This window comes from Rhodobium gokarnense (assembly GCF_025961475.1).
GTDB lineage: Bacteria > Pseudomonadota > Alphaproteobacteria > Rhizobiales > Rhodobiaceae > Rhodobium > Rhodobium gokarnense.
Genome location: NZ_JAOQNS010000009.1, coordinates 91286 through 110784 on the forward strand (window position 1 = coordinate 91286; position 19499 = coordinate 110784).

Annotated in this window: 23 protein-coding genes, 1 tRNA gene and 1 pseudogene; 7 read left to right on the plus strand and 18 right to left on the minus strand. The window is 59.9% G+C overall.

Translation table 11 applies throughout. From position 1 onward, the window contains the following. Nucleotides 1–3: 3 nt before the first annotated feature. The 3 genes from M2319_RS15785 to rplU form a co-directional block, all read right to left on the minus strand. Nucleotides 4–603 (minus strand): GNAT family N-acetyltransferase, encoded by a 600-nt coding sequence (locus M2319_RS15785; RefSeq protein WP_264602423.1) that lies wholly within the window; start codon nucleotides 601–603, stop codon nucleotides 4–6. A 182-nt stretch (nucleotides 604–785) separates the two neighbouring features. Continuing rightward, entirely contained in the window at nucleotides 786–1055 is a 270-nt protein-coding gene (gene rpmA, locus M2319_RS15790; RefSeq protein WP_264602424.1) for a 50S ribosomal protein L27, read from the minus strand. A 27-nt stretch (nucleotides 1056–1082) separates the two neighbouring features. Continuing rightward, nucleotides 1083–1499: a 50S ribosomal protein L21 gene (gene rplU, locus M2319_RS15795; protein ID WP_264602425.1), complete on the minus strand. Its 417-nt coding sequence runs from the start codon at nucleotides 1497–1499 to the stop codon at nucleotides 1083–1085. Between the two features lie 287 nt (nucleotides 1500–1786). Here rplU and M2319_RS15800 point away from each other — a divergent pair, with 287 nt between their 5' ends. From M2319_RS15800 to M2319_RS15810, 3 genes are all read left to right on the plus strand, one after another. Continuing rightward, complete coding sequence (locus tag M2319_RS15800) at nucleotides 1787–2404, plus strand: 2OG-Fe(II) oxygenase (RefSeq protein ID WP_264602426.1); 618 nt, start codon at nucleotides 1787–1789, stop codon at nucleotides 2402–2404. Between the two features lie 87 nt (nucleotides 2405–2491). Then, entirely contained in the window at nucleotides 2492–3136 is a 645-nt protein-coding gene (locus tag M2319_RS15805; RefSeq protein ID WP_264602427.1) for a 2OG-Fe(II) oxygenase, read from the plus strand. Nucleotides 3137–3242: 106 nt separating this feature from the next. Then, nucleotides 3243–3332 (plus strand) — tRNA-Ser (locus M2319_RS15810). Between the two features lie 541 nt (nucleotides 3333–3873). Here M2319_RS15810 and M2319_RS15815 read toward each other — a convergent pair. From M2319_RS15815 to M2319_RS15830, 4 genes and pseudogenes are all read right to left on the minus strand, one after another. Further along, a pseudogene (locus tag M2319_RS15815) lies at nucleotides 3874–4887 on the minus strand (recombinase family protein); the annotation flags it as partial. Next, nucleotides 4880–5239, minus strand: a complete 360-nt coding sequence (locus M2319_RS15820) for a hypothetical protein (RefSeq protein ID WP_264602428.1) — start codon at nucleotides 5237–5239, stop codon at nucleotides 4880–4882. The gene M2319_RS15820 and the pseudogene M2319_RS15815, both read right to left, overlap by 8 nt. Nucleotides 5240–5255: 16 nt before the next feature. Beyond that, nucleotides 5256–5945 (minus strand): hypothetical protein, encoded by a 690-nt coding sequence (locus tag M2319_RS15825; RefSeq protein WP_264602429.1) that lies wholly within the window; start codon nucleotides 5943–5945, stop codon nucleotides 5256–5258. Nucleotides 5946–6065: 120 nt separating this feature from the next. After that, nucleotides 6066–6545 (minus strand): hypothetical protein, encoded by a 480-nt coding sequence (locus M2319_RS15830; RefSeq protein ID WP_264602430.1) that lies wholly within the window; start codon nucleotides 6543–6545, stop codon nucleotides 6066–6068. Nucleotides 6546–6607: 62 nt separating this feature from the next. Between M2319_RS15830 and M2319_RS15835 the strand changes: the two genes are divergently transcribed. Continuing rightward, nucleotides 6608–6859 (plus strand): hypothetical protein, encoded by a 252-nt coding sequence (locus M2319_RS15835; protein WP_264602431.1) that lies wholly within the window; start codon nucleotides 6608–6610, stop codon nucleotides 6857–6859. Nucleotides 6860–6876: 17 nt separating this feature from the next. Here the strand turns inward: M2319_RS15835 and M2319_RS15840 are convergent, their stop codons facing one another. The 8 genes from M2319_RS15840 to M2319_RS15875 are packed head-to-tail and all read right to left on the minus strand — an operon-like array spanning nucleotide 6877 to nucleotide 11959. Then, nucleotides 6877–7146, minus strand: a complete 270-nt coding sequence (locus M2319_RS15840; RefSeq protein ID WP_264602432.1) for a hypothetical protein — start codon at nucleotides 7144–7146, stop codon at nucleotides 6877–6879. After that, complete coding sequence (locus M2319_RS15845; RefSeq protein WP_264602433.1) at nucleotides 7143–8552, minus strand: type IV secretory system conjugative DNA transfer family protein; 1410 nt, start codon at nucleotides 8550–8552, stop codon at nucleotides 7143–7145. The genes M2319_RS15840 and M2319_RS15845 overlap by 4 nt, the downstream gene beginning before the upstream one ends. Then, nucleotides 8552–8908 carry a hypothetical protein gene (locus M2319_RS15850; RefSeq protein ID WP_264602434.1) on the minus strand — a complete coding sequence of 119 codons (357 nt, stop codon included), beginning with the start codon at nucleotides 8906–8908 and terminating at the stop codon, nucleotides 8552–8554. The genes M2319_RS15845 and M2319_RS15850 overlap by 1 nt, the downstream gene beginning before the upstream one ends. Further along, nucleotides 8905–9282, minus strand: coding sequence for a hypothetical protein (locus M2319_RS15855; protein WP_264602435.1), 378 nt, complete (start codon nucleotides 9280–9282; stop codon nucleotides 8905–8907). Before M2319_RS15855 ends, M2319_RS15850 begins: the two co-directional genes overlap by 4 nt. A gap of 4 nt (nucleotides 9283–9286) precedes the next feature. Next, entirely contained in the window at nucleotides 9287–9571 is a 285-nt protein-coding gene (locus M2319_RS15860) for a hypothetical protein (RefSeq protein ID WP_264602436.1), read from the minus strand. After that, entirely contained in the window at nucleotides 9532–9822 is a 291-nt protein-coding gene (locus M2319_RS15865; RefSeq protein ID WP_264602437.1) for a hypothetical protein, read from the minus strand. Before M2319_RS15865 ends, M2319_RS15860 begins: the two co-directional genes overlap by 40 nt. Nucleotides 9823–9836: 14 nt before the next feature. After that, nucleotides 9837–11078 (minus strand): hypothetical protein, encoded by a 1242-nt coding sequence (locus M2319_RS15870; protein WP_264602438.1) that lies wholly within the window; start codon nucleotides 11076–11078, stop codon nucleotides 9837–9839. Nucleotides 11079–11098: 20 nt separating this feature from the next. Further along, on the minus strand, nucleotides 11099–11959 hold the full coding sequence (locus tag M2319_RS15875; RefSeq protein WP_264602439.1) for a SprT-like domain-containing protein: 861 nt from the start codon (nucleotides 11957–11959) through the stop codon (nucleotides 11099–11101). 293 nt (nucleotides 11960–12252) lie between these two features. Here M2319_RS15875 and M2319_RS15880 point away from each other — a divergent pair, with 293 nt between their 5' ends. After that, the gene (locus M2319_RS15880) at nucleotides 12253–12819 is read left to right on the plus strand and encodes a hypothetical protein (protein WP_264602440.1); all 567 of its coding nucleotides are present in this window, start codon (nucleotides 12253–12255) and stop codon (nucleotides 12817–12819) included. On the opposite strand, the gene M2319_RS15885 is transcribed toward M2319_RS15880, so the two are convergent. Then, nucleotides 12806–13855: a hypothetical protein gene (locus M2319_RS15885; protein WP_264602441.1), complete on the minus strand. Its 1050-nt coding sequence runs from the start codon at nucleotides 13853–13855 to the stop codon at nucleotides 12806–12808. The two genes, M2319_RS15880 and M2319_RS15885, sit on opposite strands and share 14 nt — an antisense overlap. A gap of 361 nt (nucleotides 13856–14216) precedes the next feature. On the opposite strand from M2319_RS15885, the gene M2319_RS15890 reads away from it, so the two are divergent. After that, nucleotides 14217–15071 carry a hypothetical protein gene (locus tag M2319_RS15890; protein ID WP_264602442.1) on the plus strand — a complete coding sequence of 285 codons (855 nt, stop codon included), beginning with the start codon at nucleotides 14217–14219 and terminating at the stop codon, nucleotides 15069–15071. 10 nt (nucleotides 15072–15081) lie between these two features. Beyond that, nucleotides 15082–18705 (plus strand): calcium-binding protein, encoded by a 3624-nt coding sequence (locus M2319_RS15895; RefSeq protein ID WP_264602443.1) that lies wholly within the window; start codon nucleotides 15082–15084, stop codon nucleotides 18703–18705. A 181-nt stretch (nucleotides 18706–18886) separates the two neighbouring features. Here the strand turns inward: M2319_RS15895 and M2319_RS15900 are convergent, their stop codons facing one another. Further along, nucleotides 18887–19195, minus strand: coding sequence for a type II toxin-antitoxin system RelE/ParE family toxin (locus M2319_RS15900; protein WP_264602444.1), 309 nt, complete (start codon nucleotides 19193–19195; stop codon nucleotides 18887–18889). 6 nt (nucleotides 19196–19201) lie between these two features. After that, nucleotides 19202–19441, minus strand: a complete 240-nt coding sequence (locus tag M2319_RS15905) for a type II toxin-antitoxin system ParD family antitoxin (protein WP_264602445.1) — start codon at nucleotides 19439–19441, stop codon at nucleotides 19202–19204. Nucleotides 19442–19499 lie beyond the last annotated feature (58 nt).

Below are 19499 nucleotides of genomic sequence, written 5' to 3' on the forward strand. Positions count from 1 at the left end.
CGCTTACCAGGCCTTCAGCGCGGCCCAGACGGGCCGTTCCAGCACGAAGCGCTCGACGCTGACGATGCCGGCGGCGCCAAGCGAATAGATGATGCCGTTGGCGCGGAACTGGAAGCCGCACTTCTCGATCACCCGGCGTGAGGCCGGATTGGTCACCCGACAGGCGGCGTTGATCTCGGTGAGGTCGGTCGACTCAAAGACATGGTCGATGATGCGGTGCGCGGCCTCGGTCGCAAAGCCCTTGCCCCAGAACGGCACGCCGATCCAGTAGCCGATATGGATTTCCTTTTCCTCCATGATCTCCACGACGCCGCAGGCGCCGACGAGATGGCGCGCACCGTTGCCGTCCGGCTGCGTCCAGATCAGGAACTTGCCGAGTGCGGGATGCTTGCCGGCACCCTTTTCCTCGATCCAGCGATGGGCGTCCTCGACCCCGTAGGGGTAGGGGATCGACATCGCCATCTCGGCGATCCGGCGGTCGTTCACGACCGCGGCGATGGTTTCGGCGTCTTCATGGCGCGGCGGCGCCAGTTCGAGCCGGTCGGTGGTCAGAAGAAGGTCGTCTTCGCTTTCAAGGTCTTCCAGTCCGTCGTCGGTGCACATGGCACTCTCCCCGTTGCACCCCGGTCGCTTGCGGCCGGGAGGGCATGCGCTCTGGCTCTCCTTGAAAAGCGCCTTCGGGTGGGGCCCGACGACAAAAGGGGAGCCGGTTTTTCCGACTCCCCTTGTCTCTTTCCGGAGCTTGCTCCGCCGGGTCGTCGGACGCCGGCGAAGTGTTTCTCCGGCTATTCTGCTGCGGCGTTGGCCGGCTCGACCGACACGAAAGTGCGGCCATTTGCCTTACACGTGAAGGTCACAACACCCTCGATGGTGGCGAAGATGGTGTGGTCCTTGCCCATGCCGACATTGTCGCCCGGATGCCACTTGGTGCCGCGTTGGCGGGCGATGATGTTGCCCGGGATGACGTGTTCGCCGCCGAACTTCTTGATGCCGAGGCGTCGGCCCGCGGTATCGCGGCCGTTGCGCGACGAGCCGCCTGCTTTCTTATGTGCCATGGCGTAGTCTCCTCGTTCTGGCCTTGGTTACGCGTCCGCCGCCGTGGCGGGCTCTGCCGTGTCGGCGCTCGCCGGCGTGGCGGTTGCTGTCTCTTCCTTGGCCGGCTTGGCCGCCTTCTTGGCCTTGGCGCCGCCGGTCAGGATGTCGGTGATCCGCACCACAGTCTGGTGCTGGCGATGACCGTTGCGCCGCCGCGAATTCTTGCGCCGGCGCTTCTTGAAGATAATGATCTTGCGGGTCCGCGCCTGCTCGACGATCTCGCCGGTGACGCTGGCGCCCTCGACCATCGGCGCGCCGACCTGGGGCTCGCCGTCGCCGCCGACGAGGAGCACTTCCTCGAAGGTGACGGTCTCGCCGGCATCGCCGGCAACCTTCTCGATTCGAATGACGTCTTCCGGGGCCACATGATACTGCTTGCCGCCGGTCTTGATGACTGCGAACATTGTCTCAATTCCTGCTGTGCCGCGCCCTGTGGCGCCGCGGAAAATCCGCGGACTTTTCAAGGACCTCGATGGTCGGGAGCCTCGGGCTGCGCATTGGGCGGTTTCCCGCCATTTCGCTCACAAGCCGCGCAATATACGGACCGCGCGCGCGAAGTCAACGCGCCCGGCCGACAATTCTCCCTTGATCCATATCAAGGCAATCTGCCGCAGGTTCTATTTAAGAAGAATTCAAACCAAAAAAACGATAATTCGGGCGTGAAACGATAAGGGCGCAGAAAGACGGAACGATGCTCAACTACCATCTGATCCGCAGCGTTCAGGCGGCAACGGAGCCATTCCGCTATTTTGCCGTGCCCCAGGCGCTGCCCGAAACGGCCTTGTGCCGTGTCCAGGCCGATTTCCCGATGATCCGCAATGCCGGCATCTTCCCGCTGTCGGAGCTTTCCTACGGACCGGCCTTTGCCGAGCTGATCGAGGAGATCCGCTCGCCGGAGCTGGAAGAAATCCTGTCGGAAAAGTTCGAGGTCGACCTTTCCGGCAAGCCGATCATGATCACCGTGCGCGGTCGCTGCCGCGCGACCGACGGCAAGATCCACACCGACACCGAATCCAAGGTCGTCACCTGCCTGCTCTATCTGAACGAGCCCTGGGAGGAATCCGGCGGCCGCCTGCGCCTGTTGCGCAACCACGACGACATCGACGATGCCATCGTCGAGATCCCGCCCAATGGCGGCACGCTCGTCGCCTTTCGGCGCTCCGAAAACTCCTATCACGGCCACAAGCCCTATGAGGGACGGCGCCGCTACATCATGTTCAACTGGATCTCCAGCGAAGCGGCGATGAACCGCGAACTCGCCCGCCACCGCATGTCGGCGGCGCTGAAGCGGCTCAACCCGTTCTCCTGAGCCGCTTTTTGCGGCTCAAACCATACGATGCGCCGCTTCGGCGGCTGGTTCGTTTAAAGGCGCCGCCCGTGCGGCAGGATGTTTGCCATGCTCGACACCGCCCGCAGCCAGAGGATCAAGGCCACCTTCCTGAAGGCACTGGCCGCCGCCGATGACGTGGCTGATCCCTATCCCCACTGGCACCTGGACGCGACCATTCCGGACGACGTCGTCGACGCCATTGTCGCGCTGCCCTTCGCGCCCCCCGAGGACGCCGTCTTCGACGGCCGCCGCGAGGCCAACAACCAGACCCGCGTCTTCTTCGGCAAGGAGCTGCAGAAGGAGCACCCGGTCGCCGCCGACCTCGCCGCCGCCCTCGGTGACGAGGAGGTGGTTGCGGCACTGGAAAAAACCTGCGACGTCGACCTCTCCAAGGGCCAGCTCCGCATCGAATACTGCCTCGACACGGACGGCTTCTGGCTCGAGCCGCACACCGACATCGCCGTCAAGCAGTTCACCATGCTGATCTATCTCTCCGGCGAGCCGGAGCTGGCCGACGCCGGCACCGACGTCTACGACACCGACATGAACCTCGTCGCCACGTCCCCTTATGGCAAGGGAATCGGCTTCATCTTCATTCCCTCCGAGACGAGCTGGCACGGGTTCCGCAAGCGTCCCATCAACGGCATCCGCCGCTCGCTGATCGTCAATTTCGTCGCCCCGGAATGGCGCTCCGTGGAGGAACTGGCCTGACGCCGGCAGGCCGCGAAAAGGGTGTCCGCATCGGTGCTTGTCGGGGCAGGCACTTGCGTGTATGGTCCGCCGCGTTTTGCGAAAAGCCCCGCTGCTTTTAGCCGTCGGAGAGGTGCCGGAGTGGTCGAACGGGGCGGTCTCGAAAACCGTTGAGCGCGCAAGCGTTCCGAGGGTTCGAATCCCTCCCTCTCCGCCATTTCACATTTTCCCATATTGATTTCTCCTAACAGTTTGAATGGTAAGGTGGTTTTTGGGGTTCGAAATCCCTGGTTCCGGTCATATGCAGGACGCTCGGCAAAAGCCAGTTTCAGCACCATCCTGCGCCCGTTGATGGGACCCCTTTCCCAAATATTCCAAGGGCTTGACAGGAACTCGCAAGCGAGTTCGAACATTTCGTCGAAGGGGCGCTGCGGACCGGGCTTGTTGGCGAGCTTTTCGGACACCAGTAGCTTGTCCCTTTCAAGCTTGGCGACCCGCCGCTCGTAGGCCGAGATTGATGCCGTCGACGTCGCATCGACAATGCGGTCCAGCAGTTGCTCGATCTGCCGGTCGCGTTTCACGATTTCCGATTTCAGCGCCGTCGCGGCCTGCTTGGCCTGTGCCAACCGCATATCCCAGGCCTGCTTGAACATCGCGCGGACAATCTGAAACGTCCGCTCGCTCGGCGTCAGGTGTTTGAGGAGGGTCTCGAAATCGGCTTCCAATCGGTCGCGCGGAATCGATTTGCGGTGGCTGTCGCAGCTCTTGTTGAAGCAGAGATAATACGGGTGCTTCTTGCCGGTCTTCGACGTCGACCAGCACGCCGTAAGCGGCTTGCCGCAATCGCCGCAGGCAACGAACCCACGCAAGGGGAAATCGGTGTTGATGTCCTTGCGTGCCGGCGCTTTGGCGGCGTCCCTGATACGCGTTTGAATGAGGTCATACTGCTCGAGTGTGATCAGGCCTTTGTGGTGGCCCTTTCGCAGGCTGACGCCCCATTCCGGCTTTTCGATGTAGCCGGCATAATGGGGACGGGTCAGAAAGCGGATCACGTCTTCGTAGCGCAGCTCGCGGTTCCTCCTGCCCGTCATGAAATCGGGCCGGGATTCCAGAAAACGCTTCAATTCGCCCTGGGTTTCGATGCGTCCCGAGGCAAACCCTTCAAGCCCCTCCTGAATGATTGAGGCCATCGGTTCGTCGCGCACCAGCAGATTGCCGTGCCCGGCAACCTTTTTGAACTTGTAGCCGGGCGGCGCATGGAACGGCCAATAGCCGTTCATGGCGCGAGCGCGCATTCTGTGTTTGGTTTGTTCGGCGTTCTTTCGGCGGAAATACTCTGCGCCAAGCGCCTGCATGCCTTCGACATAAAGGCCATCTGAGTCCTGACGGAACTCGACGGACGGGCAATCGATCCGCGCGCCGGTCGCGAAAATCGCATCGCGCAGGTCGAGATGAATTCGGATGTCACGAGCAAGCCGGGAGATATCGTCGAAGACGACGACATATTGCTCAGCGTGTTTTTCGTGCTTCAGGAATTGCAGCAATTCCTTGATGCCGGGGCGGTCCAGAAGTCCGCCGGACTGCGCGCGGTCGAAGACCGTCTTGACGACATCATAACCCTTGTAGGCCGCATATTCGCGGCACCGTGTTGCCTGGGACGCAAGGCCGTCCCCTTTCTTGGCTTGGGCGACAGAAGATATTCGACAGTACAGGACCGCTTTCAGCGGCTGACCGTCTTTTTCATGCCTGTTCCGCCCATAGAACTCATTCATGGCTCCTCCCTTTCCGCGCAGACGCCTTTTCTTCGTCTCGTAGGTCTTGCGCTGCTTTTCCGGTATTGGTTTCTGCTTCGAGGGTAGCGGACTCGGAGGCTCGACCGCACGAGGTTTCGGGATTCTGCCCACAGGCGAGCCCGACCGGATCGATCCCGAATCCGAGGTCGACGAAGCCGACGATGATCGACCAGAGGGTCTCGAGGAATTCGCGCTTCTGGTCCTCGGTGAGATCGCTGTCGGCGAGCATATGCTCGTAGAGCGCCACGTCGAGCGTCAGCACCGGGCGGGACGTCGGTGCTGACGGCTCGGATGTCGTTTCGTCCGGCATGGGGCCGCGGTCGTCACTCATTGGATCGCGCCTCCGTTCATTGAGGGCCAGGCCGGGAACGGTGGCCACCGCGGGGTGTTGAACGGGTGCGCTGCGTTTCCGTCCCGCCTCGATCGGACGGGCGGCTGCGAGATTTCTCCTGACTTCTCTGCGCTTCCCGCTCGGCCTTCTCCGCGTCGATCTGCGGGCGGTAGAAGCGCTCATCGAGGTCCTTGCCCCAGTCGAAGAGCTCGGCGGTCTCGACCGCACGGAACTCCTCGATCATCAGCGACTTGGCATAGGCGTCGGTAATGCCGAATTCCTGGCCGAGGGTCTGGGCCTGATGGGCGAAGGCGCGGTTGAAGCTCAGCTTGTCGCCGTTCTCCACCGTGACGCCGATGTCGACGGCGTATTGGTACGCACCCTGCCTTTGCTCGTCGGTCAGCTTTTCCGCGCGCTCGGCGAATTCCTTGCGCAGGTCGTTCATGCTTTGGCCGGTGCGTTCCTTGAACAGATCGCGCAGAACGGTTTCGGCCTTGGTCGTGTCGAAGCGTTCGGAGCGGGCAAAGGCATAGGAATAGTCGCCGAGCTTGTCCTTGAAGGCGCCCGACTTGACGATTTCCCGCTCGATGATGCCGGTGATCGCCATCGCCTCGTCGAACTGGCGGTCGGACAGCAAGCGGCCCGGGAAGCTTTCGCGGGCGGTGGCCACGCGCTCGTTTTCTTTCGGATCATAGAAGTAATTCACGGTTCTCTCTCCTTTCGTTGGCTGGCGAGAACATTTAGCGAACATAATATGATTATATTCCTAGTATTGCCAAGCAAAACCGGCGCAAGATTGTTGCGTTTTATTTTCCGTAAGCTTGGGTCATCGTGCCGGACCTTTGCGTCGGTCCTGACCGGAGCGGCGGTTCGTTGAGCGCCGGAAGGCGAGACGCAAATCACCGCGAAGATTGTTTTCGCGCATCGACTGCTTGACGATCCTGCCGAGCTCGCGGGCCTCGAAGTCACGGATTTTGTCGAGCCGGACGTGATGGGCGGCCCTGACTTCCCGTTCGGCCTGCCGAAGCGTGTCGGCCGGTGAGAAGCGGTCATGGGCGGCCCGAGGGTGCTGCAGGGTTCTCTTGGGTGTGCCGGCCTCGTTGATCATCCGGCGCCGGGCGACCTCGACACGGGTCGCATGGTTGGTCCGGAACAGATGTTCTTCCCTCGCGACTGCCTTGTCGCAGCGCTGTATGAGGTCATCGGCGCGCCGCCATTGATGAGGCGACTGGATGCCGTGCGCCTCATGGCGTAAGGCCACCCGGTCGAAGGTCCGCCGCAATTCTTCGCTCAGCGTCAAAGCCATGGTGAGCCTCGCTTTCTGGGCAGAATTTGCATGTCGAGCGGCAAATCCGGCAGACTTTCAAGATGCGTTATTTTGAAGATCAACAGGATGTGCGCGATTGGCTCGAACCGCTGACCTATGCGGAATTCTGGCGTGAGGTCTCGACGTTCGATCTGCGTCTGCAATCGAAAGAGAATTGCGACGGACAGATAGCCAGCGGTGCCATCGATGAGGCGACGGTGCTGCGCGTGCTGAAGGGCATGGTGCGCATGCAGGTCATCGATCAGCAGAACCTGCCGCCGCACGATTACGTCGCGCCGCTCTCGATGCACTGAGCGGACGACTTGAGCGCTCATCGCTTTCCCTCCGCTTTGTGGGCGAAGCGGAGCCAGCCGCATGTGCCGTCCGTCGGATATTCGGTGATCGCGCCGTAGGGGCCGAGATAGGTGCAGCGTGTGTAGTGCCGTGCCGAATAGGTCGCATAGCTGTTCGGCCCGGTCGGACGCCAGTCGTGGGACCAGATGACATGTGGCAGGCCGTAAAGCTGGTAGATGCCAAACATGAGCGCCGGCACGACGATCCAGAGGAAGAACGACGGACGGATCAAGCGTGGGGTCTTCATGACGCGTCTCCCCCACCGTCTTTCGGATCGGTGTTCTGAGGCGTGGGATCGAGGGTGATCTTCGGGTCGGGCGTCAGGACGCCGCCTTCGAGCGGGTTCTGCTGGAGATCGAAGCAGTAGGGCGCGATCTGGTGCTGGCCGATCTTTTTGGCATGTATCCAGCCGACATCCTTGACGTGGATGATCTGATCGTCGGCTGGCAGGCGCATCAGTTCGTCGGGCGTGAACAGGCGCTCTTTCGAGATGTTGATGGTGCCGGAGAACGCGTCCCTGTCGGAATTGACCCCGATCGACCGGGAGACGGCGAGCGCTTCGCCCATAGCGCGGGAGACATGCTCCGCTTCCTTGATCGAGGAAAAGCCGAACCACTGCTTGATGACGGCGTTCTCGTCGATGGTGGCGGTTTCCTTGTCGCCGTATTTGCGCTCGATCTCGGAGCGCGATTGCGCAATCAGATGGCAGGTTCCGCCATAGCCGCGCATGGTGGTCAGTTGCGAGATGAGGGCTTTTAAGGGCGCGTTGGTGAACTCGTCGAGGATGAAGCTCACCGGCGGGGCGTTGCCCGACAGGACCACTTCCATGAAGGATTGCAGCTGCAGGGCATAGTCGGCGCCGAGCCGCTCCATGTGGCGGACGGGACCGGCAAGGAAGATGACGAACTTCTCGCGGAGCAGCCGTTCATGGGAATGCGTCGCGGCGACGCCGACCGTGTGGAGCGCGCTTCCCGCACCATAGATACGGACGGATTTGAGGGCAGCGGTCCTGTGCTGGGGGAAGTGCTCTTCGTTCGCGCCCATGCCGATGACATCACGGGCGAGCGCCTGTAGCGCTTCGTCGCCTTCCTCGGCCTCGATCCTGGCCATGGCGAGAAGCATTTCTGGATCGGAGAGCAGCGACCAGACGCCGCCGGGCGTTCCGAGCCTCGGATTGCGCACGAGCAGCGTAGAGAGCGCGAACTCAATCAGGGTGCGGGGACAGTCCATCCAATAGGCGTTCCTCTGGTCCCGCGGCGGCTCCTCGATCAGAGCCTGTGTCGCGTTCTCGGCGGAGAAAATCAGCTCGCCGTTTTCCTTGACGTGGGAGGCAATGACGGCGCCGAAGCGGTTGAGCGAGATACGGTGCGGATTGTCGTGTCCGATCACCCCGAAATCGTCGACGATTGCGACCTTGCGGCCATGCATGACGCACATCTCCGCACATTGGGCGGCGATCTCGCCTTCCTTGGAATCCGCGATGACGATGGCGCGGGCATGATCGGCGATCAGCGACTGCAGCCAGGGCACGGCCCCGCAGGTGGTCTTGCCCCCGCCGGCGGCGGACAGAAGCAGTGAGTGCGCGTGCTTCGGGGCGTAGATCGGCTGGCCGTCATGGCTCACCCCGATGATGCGGCGAACGATCTGGGCCATCAGCGCATCCCCGCCCGTCTTTGGGCGTCGTCATCGGCGAGCGCCGAGCCTTTCGGCTTGCCGCCAATGCGGTCGAGCTCCGTCAGCACGCCTTCGCGTTTTTGCAGGTTCAATACTGCCTTGATCACATCGATCAGGGTGAGGAACGCGCCAAACCCCGTGATGACGCTGAGGAGCCGGAACTGCCACCACGCGTACCCGTCCTCCGGCCACATGGCCCAGGCCATGAAGCCGAACAGGAACGCGCCGAGGAACTTGACGTTGATCCTGATGATCGCCCCGACCTTCCGACGAAACGCCGCCGAGGCCGGCTTTGCCGCAGGTTCGGGGATTGTCGTGCGGTGAGATCGCATCATGACGCGGACCTCCGATATGAGCCAATGGCCCGAACGATCTGACCCCGCTTGGCATTGAGGTCGGCATAGCGGCCCCAGACAACGCCGGAGAGTTCCGATCCCCTCAGATCGCGCGACAGGAGCTTCAACTGTCCCGTTTGCCACCCGGCGACCAACGCCAATGCCGCGCAGGCAAACGCCGTCGCGATCTCTCCGGTGTGGAGCAGGTCGCCGAAGACAGCGGCAATGCCCATGAAGCCGCCGCCGAACAGAAGCCCGCCCGCCAAGAACGGGCGCCGCACCGAAACGACCGTCAGGGTTTCCAGGAGATAGGAATCCCGGTGCGTGTTGACGCTCGCATTCTCCGCATCCACGTCGACAAAGCCGAAGATCATCGCCTCAGCTCCCCTTCGCGGCACATTCGGGAGAGTTGAGCGCGGACTTCAGCTCGCTCTGCAGCGACTTCACCGACCGGGGAACGACTAGCCTGAGCGTCCCGGCATAGAGCGCGAAATCGGTGCGGCGCTTCTCCAGCGTCATCGTCACCGCGCAGTCGCAGCGCGACCCCGCACGCGAGGCCGCGTAGTCCATCCGCTTTTTCCGCACGGCCCGTTTGGCGTTCTGCGCCGCTTCGAGTGTCTGGGTCAGGATGTTGTTGTCGAAGTGGCGCCGTGAACGCGGCAATACTCCTGCCCCGCCCGGCCATAGAGGCCGAAGATGGCGCTGCAACCGAGTTTCGGGATCGCCAGCGCTTCAGGCTCGTCCGCCGTGATCTCGGCCCGGATAAAGCCGTCACACCGTGTCGCCCAACCGGATTTTTCGATCGTTCGCTCAGCAATCACCGGCCCGGTGATAAAGAGGCTCACGCCTCCATAGAGCACCATCGCCATCAATGCCCCGCCGGCAATCGGCAAACCGCCCGTGTCCAGGAACATTTTGGTCTCCTCCCCTAGCGGCGATGCTGATTGTCGCGGCGGCTATGCGACCGTCGACGGGACGGCGCGAGCGGCGTGACGTTGTCGCCGTCGTCGCGGTTGCGGATCAGGCCGTCGTCAAAGGGCCCGCTATCGTCGTCTTCGGCGGGGGCTGCCGGCTCGGGCGGGGCGATCTTGTACCGAGCCCACAGAAGCGCGAGCAGCGTGTAGAGCCAGAGCGCGAGCGGAAAGACCAGTTCCACCACGGCGGTAATCGCCGCGATCGGTGCAAAATGGCCGAGATAGCGGAAGGTGTCCGAGACGCCAGTGCGCCTCGGAAAGCTCGGCGGCACATTGCCACCAAGCGTGACCGTCGAAGCGACCGCCTCAAGGCTCTGACCATGCTTGTCGAGGATGGCGTCGAGCCGCCTTGTGACGACCGGACGGCCTGCGATCTCCGTTCCCAGCTGAAGTTCTTTGCCGTAGGCGGCAATCAGGGTGACCGGAACCGCCTCATCAAGTTCGTTGGCGGCCTGCTGAATCTCCGCATCGATCTTCTGCAGAGCGGTGCGGCGGTCCCAGATGTCCTTGCCGCTGTCGCCGATCACATCCTGATAGGCGCCAAGCAACCGGTTCAGTTCCGCGAGAGCATCCCGGCGGGCCTTTTCGCCTGCATCCAACTGATGGACGATCGCCGATGCGCGACCGGCCTTGTCTTCAAGGGCCCGCGCCACCGGCCCGGGGCCTCCATTGCCGCGCCCCGAAACACAGGACGACCGCAACTCGCAGGCCCGTTTCTGATCCAGGTCCTGGGCGACGGCACGAACGGCCGGCGCGACACGTCCGGCCTGCTGGGCCGCGCGCGAGCGGTTGCCCACATAGTGGGAAAGCTCCGTGCCATATTCCTGGAGCTGCAGTTCGGCGACATCCTTGAAGGTGAGTTCCGCATAGGTTCCGGCGAAAAGGCCGCCGCCGACCACCAGGATGGACCCGACGCTGACGATGCCCGCGCTGACATAGCCAATGGTCGCAAGCGACGCGCCGCGTTCCACGGCCATACGGTTGATGCCATAGGCGACCGCTGTCGCGCTTGCCGCAAGCAGCGCCGCCTTTGAAAAGGCAACGATCCCCGTCCCGCTGATGAGGTTCGGAACCGCCATCATCAGCATCCCGCCCGACGAGGCGGCAAGCGCCAGCAGCGTCACCTTGACGAAGGGCCGCTTCTTGCGCTTCGGCAGGCGGATCGGCGTATCGGGCATGTCGGATTTTGCAGCCATGGTCTGTCCTTTCCGGTCGGCTATCGGGCAATGGGGAGACTGCTTCCGGCGGCCAGCATCAGCCGCTCGCAGTCGGCGCATTTGAGGAGCGCCGAGGGCTTCGCCCAAGCGTTCAATCCGCATTCGGGACAAGTGAATTTGATGCGGTCTTTCTTCTGGGGGTTCGGGTGGTCGACATCGTCGTCGCCGCCCGCATGGAGGCCGGTGAGATTGACGCGGTCGTGCCAGTTGATCTGAAAGCCGGTGTCGAGGAGCGCGCGGCAGGCGATGTCGAACGGGCCGCCGTTGACGATGACGTGGCTCATCCGGTGACCGGTCTTCTTGCCACCCGGCAGCCCGGTGCCCGATGGGGAAAGGCCGATGCTCTCCATCTTCTCGGCCCAGACCTGATCGTGATAGCCGTTAGAACCGCGCCTGCCACGCCGGTTCAGCGGGCCGAAGTCATGCCGCCAGACATGGCATTGCTCGTGAACGAGGGTCGAAAGCGAATCCCGGAGCGGGCGGAGCCCGAGGAAAAGCGGGTTCAGCGCCACCTCGTGGCAGAGCGTTCCGTCCGAGCGTTCGAACCGTTTGGGATAAAAGTGCCCGAGGACGTTCTTTTGCCGTGTATAGCTGATCAGAACGTCGGGAAGCTTGCCGCCGAACAGCGCGTCATTGAAATAGCTGTAGGCGTAGTAGACTTCCGCGCTCGCCTCCAGCGTCGGCGGTAGGTGGCGCTTCGATGCTTCCTCGCTGCTCCGCGAATTGGATCGTACGATCCGTTTCGCGTCGTTCGGTGAAAGGAGTTTTGTTTTGATATCGTGCGCCATCGTGAGCCAGGTGTTCGAAAGTTCAACACCTGGACTCCCTAGGACACTGACGGCCTGCAGGTACCCAACCAAAATCCTGCATTTCAGGTAAACGGTCGGAGCGGAGGTTGTTTTGGCAGAGCGTCCAAAGATCGACTGGCACGACGCCTCGCATAGCGATCGCGCGATCCTCTACACCTTCACAAAGCCGATGCTCGACGAACGCGGCTGGACCGTGCCGGAGTTTCTCAAGGCTGTCGTGACACCCCCCCTTTACCGCGCCGAAGACCTATATCGACAACTTTCGGGCAGGAAAGATCAGCCGCTCGAAAGCCGCCCAGATTGCCAATTGGATCGAGGAAAACGATCCCGAGCGCGCAAGGCAGATGGTCGAGGCGATCTTGCACGCGCGAGCCGACAGATCGGAAACCGAGCCGACCGGGACATGGGAAGCACTCCTGAAATCAAACGGGGTGTTCGATGGCGTGTCGATCATATCTCTGGAGAGCCAACGCCGTGGCTTGACCCGCATTGCTGACAGAGAGCCCGTGGCGGACCGGCCCATCAAACCCGGTGAACACTTCTGCTTTCGGATAGACAGCCCGATTGCCGGTACTCTCATCGCATTCCAGCAATACCTGTCCCTCTGGTATCGGCTGGATTTGACCGAAAGCAAAACGTTTCTCAACGTTGTTGCAGGCATGCAGCATATCCCGTTCGATCCGACGACCAGCGAGATCGTGGCTCTCAGCGAAGAAGAGCATTTTGAAAAGCACAAATACGTCTTTGTGATCTGCGACGCCCAAACCGTCGAGCGGATCGCCGCAATCACGGTATCGAATGCGGCGATCCCACAGGCCGCGATGAACGAAATGGCGGCGGCCCTATCCGTCATCGATGAACGAGCCCGGTCCATTCTGCAGATCAACGTCCTGTTCGCTAAGCCCGGCTAGGAGCCCTTCTGAGGCCCGTCAAGCTCATGAGTTTTTCGTTGACCGACAGCAGCCGGAACCACTCGCGGCCACCTGCGCTCTTGAGATCCGTCTCGCTCAAATCGGTGCCGTACTGGGACGTCTCCAGATCGAAGATCAGCGGGCTGTCCCCGCCGACATCGGCGATGAAGGATCGCGCCTTGGCCGTCACAGCAAGCGCAATCGCATCCTTGACGGCCGGTCCGAGAACCACTCGCGAATAGGCTTGGAGTTCCTCGGCCGTCGGTTCTTTTTCGGGGATGACCATCGTACCGTCATCCGTCTCTTTCAGTTCGGCCCCCGGATAGAGCCACATCTGAAAAAGATGGTTGAGCATCACGAAGAACCGGGTCGACGATAAGGGATGCGTGTTGCCGGGCTCCTCGTGACGCCGGTCCTCCCGTTCGATCAGCGCCATCACCGCAAAGATCGAGGCAGCGCGAAGGCGCAATTCCTCCCACCGATCCTCGTCGTACGCGTCAAGCAGGATATCGATCGCCTCGCTGTCCGCCTGAAGCTCCATGCACGGGAATGCCAGCGTGCGATCTTTCGGGTCCAGGGCATCAACTGGTGCCGCTTCACGCTTCGCAAGACCGGTCAGGGCAAACTGAAGGATTCCGTGTGTTTCGGGCAGGCCGGAATGTCCCGTGAGGTCGAAGTGGAGAAGCCGTACATGGGCCAGTTCGTGCAAACAAAGCCAGACCAGCGACAGATGCGTTACCGCCGCAACGTCATCGGTTATACGTGCGTCCCCCACCATTAACAGATCGGGGTCACGAAGTGCCTCGGTCCAAAGCAGATCGAGCGTGTCGACACAGCCGGTCGTCAAGCAGACGCGAAACCGGTCGCCATCCCGCTCGATCATCGCGCCGAACTCGGGGTCGGCCGTCACATCGAGATAAATGTCGCTCTGCAGAGGGTCCGCGGTGACGGCCGCCAACTGCGCTAGCGCGTCATCCATCGCGAAGCGAAGACGGCGTCGAGAAGCATCGAAATCCATGGGTTCTGCCTCGATCAAGGTCGCACATTCCCGTGGCGTAGATCGGCCTCAAATCCCATCCCGCAACGGCACTCGCCCCGTGGACACCCATTTCTATCCCCGAAATCAAACAGATGATGCGTCAGTTTGCCCAACCTATAATCGGGTAACCGTTGCTCGACAAAAGCCGCGCAAAAACAATGCTCTACCGCAAATAGGTATTTTGCTACCACATACATCGTATTCTCGCGCAAAAATTGTCATGCTACGGTTGAAAGCCAGAGTTAACCTCGCCGTCGACACAACGATTAGGCTGCTGAATGGATAATGGCAGAGTCGAGTATACCCCCGAATTGCTCTCGTCGACGGTGTGCCGTTGTCTGGGGCGAGAAACAGTGAAATGACGGCGACCCGGATGTCGGAAAAAAAGCAATCTGATAACGCGGCTGCAAAGTCGCCGCTTGCGTGGCCGGTTGGTTTGATTTTGTCAGTGCTGCCGCTGGTAGCGGTCGCCGGTGTGTGGTTCGCCTATCCGATCGGCATCTATGTTCTGATTCCGGGCGCTCTTATCCCGGGTCTTATCGCGGTGATGCTCGCTGAACCGGCCTCGGCGCGGCCTCGCTCGAAGAACTGGCCGAAGAGTTTGATCGTCATGCCAATCATAGCGACGATCGTGATCTATATCGTCACCTCGATTTTGTTCGATATGCGGACGGACCAGTTCACCGAAGCTTCTGAAATCTGGCAGCGTTATTGGGTCTTTCCAGGCGCTGCCGAGGCCTCCTTGACGGATATTTCAAAGATGGTTGGATCGCGGGAAAAGGCATTTCACCTCCTTTTCATTTTGTTAACAGGGTATTCTCTGACGATTATTATTATGTTTTCATTCTGCGGAACTTATATTGATATGTATATTTTTAGCCTAGAAAATAGAAATGCCGACAAATCAAAATACATTAAAGGCATATTTGGAATGTTGATCATATTAATAATTTTTGACTATTTAACAATAGACAACTACCATAAGAATTTTTCTAGTAGATTGGATGAAATTAAAACGGATAATGTAAATGTCTATGGACATTACGTAATTGGAATAATTCGATGGTATTCAAGCGGGTCTAAGGTAGCGATAAATTTGCACTTATTTCTTAATGGTCTCATTTACTTCCTCAATATGATGTTTTTTATTGCCATATACGTGGCGTACAAGTCTTTATCGCAGGGCGGTCAGCTATCTCAGCGGGGGGAATGAGGTCGATACCATGGCGTATGATGATTTGTCGACGGAAGAAAAGCGTGACCTTTGGAGTGCTATTGGCGCGACTCTTACAGCTTACTGGAACAAGAATGACGAAATTATTAGATATGCGATACAAACGACTTCTGATGATTCTGTGAGGGCAGAATTAACCCACCTGCGAGGACTTGTTGGAAGTGTTGGTCTTAGTTTTTCAGCTATTTTTGCTGCCGTTGACGAGCTTATTTTAGATGAGACGGCGCGCTCTGCGGAATGGGATGCAGCGCGAATTGCTGTCCGAAGCCTCACCTCATTTGGAACTGGACTTGTCACAGGTGCTGGAGCCGGTGCAGCCTATGGGCTCGTTATTGGTGGTCCAATCGGATCAGGTGTTGCAGCTCTCATTGGAGGTGGCATTGGTGCGTTTTATGGAGACGCTGCCGCATTGGAAGTGCTCAACGAGTTCGAGCAATATCTTCCTGTTGAACTGACCGGCCTTGATCAGGATCCGATTCACTACGTGAATTTGGGTGATTACGGATATATCGTCGGCAACGAGCTGCACAACACGATTTCTGTTCAGGGATCCAGCGGACGTGTTTTCGGCGGCGACGGCAATGACACCATCATAGGCTCCAATTATCCTTCGGAAGCGGATACGCTTGACGGGGGCGCCGGAAACGACAGCATTTCCGGAATGGCCGGCGACGACATCCTTTGGGGTAGCGGCGGTGACGATTTCCTGCGTGGTCAGCTTGGCGACGACTCGATCCATGGCGGCACGGAAAACGATACGATCCACGGTGGTGGCGGATCGGACACGATTTTCGGTGGTGACGGCAACGATGTCATCGAGGGTGGTGGCGACATCGTGGACGGTGCCCAGTCATTGGACGATAGCGATGAGATACATGGCGGCGCAGGCGACGACACGATCACGACTGAAGTCGGCGATCATGAAGTCTATGGTGATGGCGGAAACGACAGCATCACCGGCGAGAACACCGCCGGATATTTCGATGGTGGCGAAGGCGACGATACGATTTCCATCGAAGCTTCGACAAACGCCGGCGGAGCGCAGATCCATGGCGGCGATGGAAATGACACCCTCGAACTTGGGGCAGGTGTGTACCTAGCCACTGGCGGAAGCGGTGATGATCGGATCGAAGTCGTTACAGAGGACGGCACCGGAAGGACGATCTCTGGAGGCGACGGAGCGGATCAAATCACTGGCAGTGATGAAGCCGATCAGCTTTTTGGTGGCGAAGGCGATGATGTATTGATCGGAGGATCGGGAAATGATTCTCTTTCTGGCGGACAGCAAGACGGTGTGGGCGATGAAGACAATGTGCTCTTCGGTTGCGACGGGGATGACAGCCTTTTTGCGGGCTTGGGCGGCGATACTCTGGAGGGGGGCGCCGGCAACGATCAATTGACCGGATCGGACGGTGCGGATGTTTTCATTGTTGGAGAGGGACAGGACACGATCTTTGCCGCCGACGCCGACGATCGGTTGTTCGTCCGCATGAACGTGATCAACGGAACCGATGGCGACCCTGTGCGTGAACTGGTGCCAATACTCGGCGGGTTTATGTTTCGTGATCCTGACGAGCCCGTCCAAAATCTGACACTTCAGGGAGAAGGGGAAGCTTATTTTTATCCGCGGCGATTTGAGGCGGAATTGATTGTTCTTGACGAAAATGAGTACGATATTGAATTTACGGGTGCGTCACCAATTTTTTCCTATCTCGATTTTGGTATTTACTACTCTCTCATCGGTTCAAATCTGCTTATCGAAATATATAATGCATCAAGCGGTCCAAATACAAGCCAAACAATTCTTATAGAAAATTATGCTACTGGTGTTCTGGGGTTGACGTTTGAAGAGCTTCCCGACCCAGCCCAACTTGACGGCAATATTTCTCCCGGCCCCTCACAGCTCACCGATTTCAACGACAGGAACGATGCCTATGTCGCCAAATGTACCGCGCTTTTGAGCGGCGGCGACCTGGGAGAGAGCCCGCTGGTGGAAGATTACCAGCAGGAAGAGACCGGCGGCCCGGACGACGGCACCGATGGCGCCAATAATCTCACGGGAACAACGTCCTCCGAGACCATTATGGCATTTGCCGGCAACGATATGGTGGATGGAATGGGAGGGGACGACACCATCGACGGCGGAGAGGGTGAAGACACCCTCGTCGGCGGTGCCGGCAATGACTCGCTTATCGGGGGCGCAGGAAATGACACCCTCACAGGAGGCCTTGACGATGACACCCTTGATGGCGGCAGCGGCGCCGACAGCATGGATGGCGGTGAAGGGAACGACGTTTTCGTCGTCGATAGCAGCGACGACACCGTGGTCGGCGGCGCCGGTACCGATCTGGTCCGCAGTGCTGTCACTTTCGTGCTCGGCGATACGCTCGAAGACCTGCTGCTCACCGGTGACGCCGATATCGACGGAACCGGCAGTCTGAGCGCCAACGTCCTCACCGGCAATTCCGGTGCGAATATCCTCGACGGCGGCGACGGAGACGACACCCTCGCCGGTGGCGAAGGTGCGGACACGCTTATCGGCGGCATCGGTGCCGATAGCATGGATGGCGGCGATGGTGACGATACGTTTGCTGTCGACGATGCTGGCGACGTCGTCGTTGGTGGCGCCGGTACCGACCTGGTTCAGAGCACCGTCAGCTTCGTGCTTGGCGATACGGTTGAAGATTTGGCGCTTTCCGGCAGCGCCGATATCGACGGAACCGGCAATCTGAACGCCAACGTCCTTACCGGCAATGCCGGTGCGAACATCCTCGACGGCGGTGATGGTGACGACACCCTTTCCGGCGGCGAAGGCGCGGACACGCTTGTTGGAGGCAATGGCCATGACATCGTGACTTACGTGTCGGCGGATGCCGGCGTGAAAGTCCACATGGGCGATCTCACCTTCAATGAAGGTGACGCTGCGGGTGACAGCTATTCCGGCGTGGAGGAAATGATAGGAAGCGCCTTTGCCGATGAGATTATCGTGGTCGATGACAATTTCTGGCTAAGCGGCGGTGCCGGAAACGATACGTTGACGGCAGTCGGCGTGTCGAACGACGTGAAGGGCGGGAGCGGAGACGACGTAATTTACGCCGGGACCGGCAACGACACCCTCTGGGGCGACGATGGGAACGACATCCTTTTCGGTTACGAAGGGGATGACAGCGTCATGGGAGGGCTGGGCGACGACTACGCGATCGGCGGCGTCGGCAACGATGTGCTTTCCGGTGGCGAGGGTGCAGACGAGTTGCACGGCCATGCCGGCGCCGACACACTCTACGGAGGCGCGGGCAGCGACGATTTGTTCGGCGACGAGGGCGACGATCGGATCGAATTTGGCGCAGGCGACGATTTTGCCCTCGGTGGCGCCGGAGCCGATACGTTCAACGGTACGCTAGATTTCGGATGGAACGTCATCGGCGATTTTGTGGCCGGCGTCGACAAACTCGAAATCCACGACGTCGGGATTGGCAGTTTTACCGAACTCCAGGCATTCATGAGCGAGTGGAACGGCAACACCTACATCGAAATCGACGCGAACACCGGCTTCACGCTGGAAAGCGTAACGCTTGCGTCCCTCAGCGCGAGTGATTTTGATCTGGTTGCTTAGGATTTGGTGAAATCGTTGCGCAGGCCTCGCCCGAAATGTCGGGCGGGGCCAGTTAGCCGAAGCCGTCCGTCTTGGGTTCGGAGAATCCGATCAAAAAACTGCCGGACTCGACGGCAGCATCGAAAAGACGTTCTCTGCGTTCGAAGTTCCTGAATTCTCTCGCATTGAGCAAACTGCCTGATCAAAACGAAGACAAATTTTGCGGCTCACTCTCCCAATCCTCGTGGCCATGGCGCACGCGGACAATCAGCACGTCGCCACCGTCTTCGATGAGATAGACGATCAGATGCGCCTTGTGGGGATGGATTCGGACCGGCGGGGAAATCTCGGTGCGCTCGCGGGTGAGCTTCGGATTGTCGGCAAGGAGCTGGAACAGGGCTTCGAGTTCGAAGTGGTAGCGTTCGGCCTGATTGGCCCCGAACAGGATCACGCCCTCGCGATAGATGCGGATGATGTCTTCTTCGGCCTTTTGCGTCAGACGATAGTCCACGCCCGCCTACCGCTTGGCCTCGGCCTGTGCCGTCCGCAGCAGGTCGGCCATGGAGCGGGAACCGGCACCGCTTTCCAGTCCTTCGTCGACGAGCGCCTGCATCCGGGCGATCTTTTCCGCGCGTTCCTGGTCCTTTCGGATCAGGTCGCGGACATAGTCGCTCGTATTGCTGTAGCGCCCGGACCTTGCCTGCGCCTCGACCCAATCCTTCATCGGATCGGGCAGGGAAACATTCATCGTGGCCATCGACTTCTCCATACGTTCAGTATGGCAGATATTGGCAAATATTGTCAAAACAAAGAAG

Excerpts from the sequence above, each read along its gene's own strand:
- M2319_RS15785 (WP_264602423.1), bottom strand. The coding sequence starts at position 603 with ATGTGCACCGACGACGGACTGGAAGACCTTGAAAGCGAAGACGACCTT.
- rpmA (WP_264602424.1), bottom strand. The coding sequence starts at position 1,055 with ATGGCACATAAGAAAGCAGGCGGCTCGTCGCGCAACGGCCGCGATACC.
- rplU (WP_264602425.1), bottom strand. The coding sequence starts at position 1,499 with ATGTTCGCAGTCATCAAGACCGGCGGCAAGCAGTATCATGTGGCCCCG.
- M2319_RS15800 (WP_264602426.1), top strand. The coding sequence starts at position 1,787 with ATGCTCAACTACCATCTGATCCGCAGCGTTCAGGCGGCAACGGAGCCA.
- M2319_RS15805 (WP_264602427.1), top strand. The coding sequence starts at position 2,492 with ATGCTCGACACCGCCCGCAGCCAGAGGATCAAGGCCACCTTCCTGAAG.
- M2319_RS15820 (WP_264602428.1), bottom strand. The coding sequence starts at position 5,239 with ATGAGTGACGACCGCGGCCCCATGCCGGACGAAACGACATCCGAGCCG.
- M2319_RS15830 (WP_264602430.1), bottom strand. The coding sequence starts at position 6,545 with ATGGCTTTGACGCTGAGCGAAGAATTGCGGCGGACCTTCGACCGGGTG.
- M2319_RS15835 (WP_264602431.1), top strand. The coding sequence starts at position 6,608 with ATGCGTTATTTTGAAGATCAACAGGATGTGCGCGATTGGCTCGAACCG.
- M2319_RS15840 (WP_264602432.1), bottom strand. The coding sequence starts at position 7,146 with ATGAAGACCCCACGCTTGATCCGTCCGTCGTTCTTCCTCTGGATCGTC.
- M2319_RS15845 (WP_264602433.1), bottom strand. The coding sequence starts at position 8,552 with ATGGCCCAGATCGTTCGCCGCATCATCGGGGTGAGCCATGACGGCCAG.
- M2319_RS15850 (WP_264602434.1), bottom strand. The coding sequence starts at position 8,908 with ATGATGCGATCTCACCGCACGACAATCCCCGAACCTGCGGCAAAGCCG.
- M2319_RS15855 (WP_264602435.1), bottom strand. The coding sequence starts at position 9,282 with ATGATCTTCGGCTTTGTCGACGTGGATGCGGAGAATGCGAGCGTCAAC.
- M2319_RS15865 (WP_264602437.1), bottom strand. The coding sequence starts at position 9,822 with ATGTTCCTGGACACGGGCGGTTTGCCGATTGCCGGCGGGGCATTGATG.
- M2319_RS15870 (WP_264602438.1), bottom strand. The coding sequence starts at position 11,078 with ATGGCTGCAAAATCCGACATGCCCGATACGCCGATCCGCCTGCCGAAG.
- M2319_RS15880 (WP_264602440.1), top strand. The coding sequence starts at position 12,253 with ATGGTCGAGGCGATCTTGCACGCGCGAGCCGACAGATCGGAAACCGAG.
- M2319_RS15890 (WP_264602442.1), top strand. The coding sequence starts at position 14,217 with ATGACGGCGACCCGGATGTCGGAAAAAAAGCAATCTGATAACGCGGCT.
- M2319_RS15895 (WP_264602443.1), top strand. The coding sequence starts at position 15,082 with ATGGCGTATGATGATTTGTCGACGGAAGAAAAGCGTGACCTTTGGAGT.
- M2319_RS15905 (WP_264602445.1), bottom strand. The coding sequence starts at position 19,441 with ATGGCCACGATGAATGTTTCCCTGCCCGATCCGATGAAGGATTGGGTC.